The organism is Vibrio sp. QJM3NY_26, from assembly GCF_057786005.1.
Genome location: NZ_CM173516.1, coordinates 1,942,308 through 1,949,255 on the forward strand (window position 1 = coordinate 1,942,308; position 6,948 = coordinate 1,949,255).

At 43.8% G+C, this 6,948-nt stretch carries 7 protein-coding genes; 6 read left to right on the plus strand and 1 reads right to left on the minus strand.

The features are described 5' to 3' along the window. Positions 1–23: 23 nt before the first annotated feature. Complete coding sequence (locus tag AC3CH4_RS23825) at positions 24–659, minus strand: porin family protein (protein ID WP_114635459.1); 636 nt, start codon at positions 657–659, stop codon at positions 24–26. 390 nt (positions 660–1,049) lie between these two features. On the opposite strand from AC3CH4_RS23825, the gene AC3CH4_RS23830 reads away from it, so the two are divergent. The 6 genes from AC3CH4_RS23830 (at position 1,050) to rbsK (ending at position 6,843) form a co-directional block, all read left to right on the plus strand. Next, positions 1,050–1,451 carry a winged helix-turn-helix domain-containing protein gene (locus AC3CH4_RS23830; protein WP_114635460.1) on the plus strand — a complete coding sequence of 134 codons (402 nt, stop codon included), beginning with the start codon at positions 1,050–1,052 and terminating at the stop codon, positions 1,449–1,451. Between the two features lie 234 nt (positions 1,452–1,685). Further along, positions 1,686–2,105: a D-ribose pyranase gene (rbsD, locus tag AC3CH4_RS23835; RefSeq protein WP_065206271.1), complete on the plus strand. Its 420-nt coding sequence runs from the start codon at positions 1,686–1,688 to the stop codon at positions 2,103–2,105. A gap of 100 nt (positions 2,106–2,205) precedes the next feature. Further along, positions 2,206–3,711 carry a ribose ABC transporter ATP-binding protein RbsA gene (rbsA, locus tag AC3CH4_RS23840; RefSeq protein WP_076673518.1) on the plus strand — a complete coding sequence of 502 codons (1,506 nt, stop codon included), beginning with the start codon at positions 2,206–2,208 and terminating at the stop codon, positions 3,709–3,711. Then, positions 3,708–4,700 carry a ribose ABC transporter permease gene (gene rbsC, locus AC3CH4_RS23845; RefSeq protein WP_488543969.1) on the plus strand — a complete coding sequence of 331 codons (993 nt, stop codon included), beginning with the start codon at positions 3,708–3,710 and terminating at the stop codon, positions 4,698–4,700. The genes rbsA and rbsC overlap by 4 nt, the downstream gene beginning before the upstream one ends. Positions 4,701–4,827: 127 nt before the next feature. Continuing rightward, positions 4,828–5,706 (plus strand): ribose ABC transporter substrate-binding protein RbsB, encoded by an 879-nt coding sequence (gene rbsB / locus AC3CH4_RS23850; protein WP_054547007.1) that lies wholly within the window; start codon positions 4,828–4,830, stop codon positions 5,704–5,706. A 192-nt stretch (positions 5,707–5,898) separates the two neighbouring features. Further along, the gene (gene rbsK / locus AC3CH4_RS23855; protein WP_488543970.1) at positions 5,899–6,843 is read left to right on the plus strand and encodes a ribokinase; all 945 of its coding nucleotides are present in this window, start codon (positions 5,899–5,901) and stop codon (positions 6,841–6,843) included. The last annotated feature ends 105 nt before the right edge of the window (positions 6,844–6,948 follow it).

Here is a 6,948-nt window from a genome sequence, read left to right on the forward strand (position 1 = left end):
TACCATTTAGCAAAGTGTGAAACTTAGAAGTTGTAAGTTGCGCCAACATAAAATGAGTCCAATACAATGTCTCTTTCAACTTTTCTTTTTTGAGCAAACGCACCCTCGTAAGTTTCTATAGTAAAGGCATCAGCTTCGTAACCAAGTCTTAGGCTTAGCTTTGATAACTTTGGTGGTGTAAATTCAATGCCAACACCATAACGTACACCTGTACCTGTATCGTCGAAGTTAGAACTCGTCTGGCTTGAGCCGTCTGCGAATTTCATATCTAAATCTACAGAAGATAAACCAATAATACCAAATGGACGTAAACCGTTATCAAATGTGTAACCAACGTTCGCTGCTACTGAAGCGATTTGAGGTGTCCACGTAAAGCCATCACTTTTGTCAGCACGGTTCTTTGCTACAACGTCGCCATAATCTGTGTATTGAAGCTCAAGTGATACGATTCGATTAAACTTGTATCCTGCAATCAGGCGGTAAGAATTATCTTCGGCTTCAAAGGTCACTGGAGCTGTAGTTGATGAAACTAAACCACCATCATCAATACCAGAGCTACCGATTGCGCCGCCTAGGTAGAAACCACTGTCTGCTGCTATTACATTGTTTGCTGCAAATGCTGACATCATCGCGATGCTGAAAATTAGTTTGTTGTTCATTACTGATTGACCTTACTTATTGCAAATCAAGATTGTTACGCCTTCCACTGCTGCACAATCCTGTTAGAGTTATCCGACACCCCGTCGAATTGGCAAGCAGGTTAATCTCACAGAAAACAAAAAAATAAATAAAAATATAATCACTTTGTAATTTCAAACAACACAATCAGTTAAAACAAAATAAACATCTGAATAATAAGCAAATAAAAATCAATCCATTTCTAGACCAGACCTCCCCTTATTTTTCAAACTATCCGATTTTTATATTTTATTGGTAAGGACTTACGAAGGCTTACTTTCAACAGTGACGTTATTTTGCATAATCCGCGCGCTTTATCTGCTATCCCAACCCACTCCTCCACAATGAAGAATGAGAAAGATCGAAAAACAATGAATAACGAAATCCACTTTGGCGACCTAACTCTTAATGTAGATACTCGAAACATCACTAACAAACAGGGGAACAAGATCTATTTACGTCACCACTTGTTTTCCGTGCTTTGTCTACTGTCGAAAAGCGCCGGACAACCCATCCCTAGAAAAGACATCGTGAATGCATGTTGGGGAAACGAAACGGTGCCGACACAAGCACTAACCAATGTCATTTATTGCTTAAGGAATGTTTTTGTTCGCTTGAGAGCATCTAACATCAAAATTGTTACGATTCCTCGATATGGCTATACCTTGTTCGTCATACCCAATACCAATGAAGCCGGTTATGTAGCATCAGAAAACCCTCTTAAAACATCCCCTACAGAATCTGTTCTAAATGTTCCGGTGAGTAAACCTTAGCTCCCTTTTCCTTAAGTTAACGTTACGTTGCCTTACCTTCTTAATTGCCGATGAAAGTGATTGCGATCACCAAAAAACGCCCCATCGAAACGTTTCGATGATCGTTGTCACACTCTAAAACAATCAAACGTGCAAATGATAAATCACACACTATTATCACTATCGAAACGTTTCGATGGCTTTTTCTTGAGTTGTTCTCAACCCATTAAGCGTTATTTTTCGATAGGTCGTGATATGAAAAAAAGTACCCTAATAAACTCTGAGCTCTCTTACCTAGTGGCGACTCTTGGCCATACAGATGAAATCACGATTTGTGATGCAGGGTTGCCGATTCCGGATCATGTGACTCGCATAGACCTTGCTTTGACTCACGGTGTTCCAAGTTTTCAGCAGACAGTAAAAACCATGCTGGATGAATCTCAAATTGAAGGCGTTGTAATCGCAGAAGAGTTTGCGAAAGTAAGCCCAGAGCACCACGCTGCGCTGATTGATTTGATCAAGACAGAAGAAGCGCGTTGCGGCAAACCGCTTTCGATTACTTACATCACTCATGAAGAATTCAAAGAGCGAACGCATGAAAGCCGCGCGGTTATTCGCACTGGTGAATGCACACCATACGCAAATGTTATTTTCCAAACTGGCGTAACGTTTTAGCTCAAGCGAAACGCAACGACAGCTCAGTGTCATCACTGAACCAAAAACAATGCATATACAGAACAATCAAATACAACTGGCCCCGAGTAAAGGAACCGACATGACTCAAGCCATTTTAGAACTTAGTTCAATTGAGAAAGCCTTCCCTGGTGTTAAAGCACTGGATAAGGCAAGCCTCAACGTTTACCCAGGACGCGTAATGGCGTTAATGGGTGAAAACGGTGCAGGTAAATCAACGCTTATGAAAGTGCTTACGGGTATCTACCACTTGGACAGCGGCACTATCGCTTATCAAGGAAAACCGGCTGCATTTAAAGGACCGCGTGATTCACAACAAGCTGGCATTAGTATCATTCACCAAGAATTGAACCTAATTCCAGAGTTAACCATCGCCGAGAACATCTTCTTAGGTCGTGAAATCACAGGGACTATGGGTCGCATCTTGTGGAACGAAATGTACCAAGAAGCCGACAAGCTACTTAAACGCCTTAACGTGAAACACAGCTCGAAAACACCTTTAGGCCAGCTGAGCCTTGGTGAGCAACAAATGGTAGAGATCGCAAAAGCCCTATCGTTTGAATCTAAGGTCATCATCATGGATGAACCAACAGATGCGCTAACAGATACCGAAACTGAGTCTCTGTTCAAGGTAATTAATGAGCTGCGTTCTGAAGGCTGCGGCATTGTTTACATCTCTCACCGCTTGAAAGAGATTTTTGAGATTTGCGATGACATCACAGTGCTTCGTGACGGTAAGTTCATTGGTCAGTGTGAAGTAAAAGACACCGACGAAGATGGCCTAATAGAAATGATGGTTGGCCGTAAGCTGGACGAGCAATATCCACGTATCGGCCAGAGTCACGGTGAAACCTGCCTTGAAGTGATTGGCCTGACCGGTTCTGGTGTTCATGACGTGAGCTTTACGCTAAAACGCGGTGAAATCCTTGGCGTATCTGGCCTAATGGGTGCTGGCCGAACTGAACTGATGAAGGTGATTTACGGTGCACTTCCGAGTGAGCGCGGCGTCATCAACTTAGAAAACAAAACCATTAACCCAGTCAGTCCAAAAGACGGACTTGCTAATGGCATTGCTTATATCTCTGAAGACCGTAAAGGTGATGGCCTTGTGCTAGGGCTTTCAGTGAAAGAAAACATGTCGTTATGTGCGCTGGATCTGCTGACTAAGAAAGGTCAAATCCAACATAAAGATGAAGTGATTGCAGTTGATGACTTCATTAAGCTTTTCAACATCAAGACCCCGACTCGCGAGCAAATCATTGGCAACCTTTCTGGTGGTAACCAACAAAAAGTGGCCATCGCTAAAGGCTTGATGACCAAACCAAAAGTACTGATTCTCGACGAACCTACTCGTGGTGTCGATGTTGGTGCGAAAAAAGAGATTTACCAACTCATTAATAAATTCAAAGCCGACGGCATGAGCATTATTTTGGTCTCATCTGAAATGCCAGAAGTGTTAGGAATGAGTGACCGCATCATGGTGATGCATGAAGGCCGCATCAGCGGTGAATTTGATGCTAAAGAAGCAAACCAAGAATTATTACTGGCATGTGCGGTCGGTAAAAAGATTAACGAGGACGCAGCATGAGTACTAAAACCATGAGCAAAACAACTGAAACTGAAGCGCCAAAGAAGAAGCCGTTAATCAGCAAAGAATGGCTGATTGATCAAAAATCATTGATTGCTTTGATCTTCCTGATTGTTGTCGTTTCTTTCTTAAATCCAAACTTTTTTACCGTCGATAACATCCTGAACATTCTGCGCCAAACCTCTGTGAATGCAATTATCGCAGTGGGTATGACACTGGTTATCTTAACTGCAGGTATCGACTTGAGTGTCGGCTCTGTACTTGCACTTTGTGGTGCTTTCGCTGCCAGCATGATTGGCATGGAAATCCCGGTCATGATCGCCGTTCCAACCGCTCTAATAGCAGGTGCAGCACTGGGTGCTATCAGTGGTGTGATTATCGCTAAGGGTAAAGTTCAAGCTTTCATCGCAACGCTAGTAACCATGACTCTATTGCGCGGCGTAACCATGGTTTACACCGACGGTCGTCCGATCTCAACAGGCTTCACTGAAACAGCAGACGCATTCGCTTGGTTCGGTACAGGCTACGCAATGGGCATCCCTGTTCCAGTATGGATCATGGCCGTGGTATTCGCTGCAGTATGGTACCTACTTAACCACACACGCTTTGGTCGCTACGTTTACGCACTGGGTGGCAACGAATCAGCAACTCGCCTATCAGGCATCGACGTAGACAAAGTAAAAATCGGCGTTTACGCAATCTGTGGTCTGTTAGCAGCAGTGGCAGGCATCATCGTGGCATCTCGTTTATCTTCTGCTCAACCTACCGCAGGTATGGGCTACGAGCTAGACGCCATCGCTGCGGTAGTACTTGGCGGCACAAGCTTAGCTGGTGGTCGTGGTCGCATCATGGGTACATTAATTGGTGCTCTGATTATCGGCTTCCTAAATAACGCCCTAAACCTACTAGACGTATCTTCTTACTACCAGATGATTGCAAAAGCAGTGGTTATTCTTCTGGCGGTATTGGTCGACAACAAAAACAAGTAACACAAATTAATTTATTCAGTAAACGCAACACCTATTAAAAACAAGACGTAACAATTAAATCAATAAATAACGTAACAACGAGCTAGGATTATCCAACCTAGCTCACCCTACATAAAGGACTTACACCATGAAAAAATTAGCGACTCTTATTTCTGCTGCTCTTCTTTCTACAACGGTATCTGTGTCTGCACAGGCGCAAGATACAATGGCAATCGTTCTGTCTACATTGAACAACCCATTCTTCGTAACCATGAAAGATGGCGCAGAAGCGAAAGCTGAAGAGCTAGGCTACAAGCTTATCGTTCTTGATTCTCAAAACGACCCAAGCAAAGAGCTTTCGAACATTGAAGATCTAACCATTCGTGGTGTTAAAGCAATTCTGATTAATCCTACAGATTCAGATGCAGTATCTAACGCGATTCGCATTGCTAACCGTTCAAACATCCCAGTACTAACGCTAGACCGTGGCGCAAGCCGTGGTGACGTAGTTAGCCATATCGCTTCTGATAACGTTATCGGTGGTGAAATGGCGGGTCACTTCATCATGGAAAAAGTCGGCGAAAAAGCGAAAGTAATCCAACTTGAAGGTATCGCTGGTACATCAGCAGCTCGTGAACGTGGCGAAGGCTTCATGAACGCAGTAAACGGCAGCGACCTTGAGCTTCTTGCAAGCCAACCTGCTGATTTTGATCGCACTAAAGGTCTGAACGTAATGGAAAACTTGCTTGCAGCTAACCCAGACGTACAAGCAGTATTCGCTCAAAACGATGAAATGGCACTAGGTGCACTTCGCGCAGTTCAAGCTTCAGGTAAAGACGTAATGATCGTTGGCTTTGATGGCACTGACGATGGTATTGCTGCTGTTAACCGTGGCCTACTTGGCGCAACGGTTGCACAACAACCTGACCTAATCGGTTCTTTAGGTGTTGAAATGGCAGACAAAGTACTGAAAGGCGAGACAGTAGACGAGTACGTACCAGTACCTCTAAAAATTGTTGCTAAGTAATTGAATCCAACATCGATTAAATAAAGCAAAAAATAGAGCTACACATTGGCAGGGATTCCCCTATCCCTGCCTTATTTGCCCAACCCAGATAGTGTATCGCTGTTTCTCATAAGTCGTCTAAAAAGACGTGTAATTAACGTAATGAGAAAGACCCATGCATTTTCAAATACGATATATCATAAGGCTCGTATCATGACTCAACTGATTGTTTTAGGTAGCGTTAACGCTGACCACGTACTGCAAGTTCCTTCGTTCCCTCGTCCGGGTGAAACCTTGATTGGCGGTAACTATCAGGTCATCCCTGGGGGCAAAGGTGCAAACCAAGCCGTAGCAGCAGCAAGATTAAACGCAGACATTGGCTTTATCGCCTGTGTTGGTGACGACGCATTTGGGATCAATATTCGTCAAGACTTTGCTAAAGATGGCATCAATATCGATGGCGTTATTGTTGCAGACAACACCCCTACCGGCATCGCTATGATTCAAGTATCGGCAACGGGTGAAAACAGTATTTGTCTATCGGCTGAAGCAAACAACAAGCTGACTTGCGACCAAATCGAACCGCATTTGGCTAAAATTCGCGACGCTAAGTATTTGTTAACTCAACTTGAAACGCCAATCGAAGGCATTGAATACGCAGCGAAAATTGCAAAAGAAAATGGCACTAAAGTTATCTTAAATCCAGCCCCGGCTCGTCCACTCTCAGATGCGTTATTGGCTTGTGTTGATGTGATTACACCCAACGAAACAGAAGCGGAAGTGTTAACGGGTATTACAGTAACGGACAACGAATCGGCTCATACTGCAGCATTGGCTTTACATGCGAAAGGCATTGAAACGGTGATGATCACTCTAGGCGCCAAAGGCGTTTGGATTAGTCATGAAGGTCAAGGTGATGAAGAAAGCAAAGGCGAGCTAATCGCAGGTTTTCGCGTTGAAGCAACGGATACAACCGCAGCAGGTGACACATTCAATGGCGCATTAGTCACAGGACTGCTTGAAGATATGCCATTAGAACGCGCAATTAAATTTGCTCATGCTGCAGCTGCAATTTCTGTGACTCGCTTTGGCGCTCAAACGTCAATTCCAAGCCGAGCTGAAACGGATGCTTTTCTATCAGAACAGCTTTCGGCTTAATGTATTGTCTGGTCTTTAATTAGACCGCACAAATACCCAAGCATAAGCCTCTGTTTTCAGGCAAAATATCGCGCAACGTGGACAAGTTTCCCACAAGGATTTTTT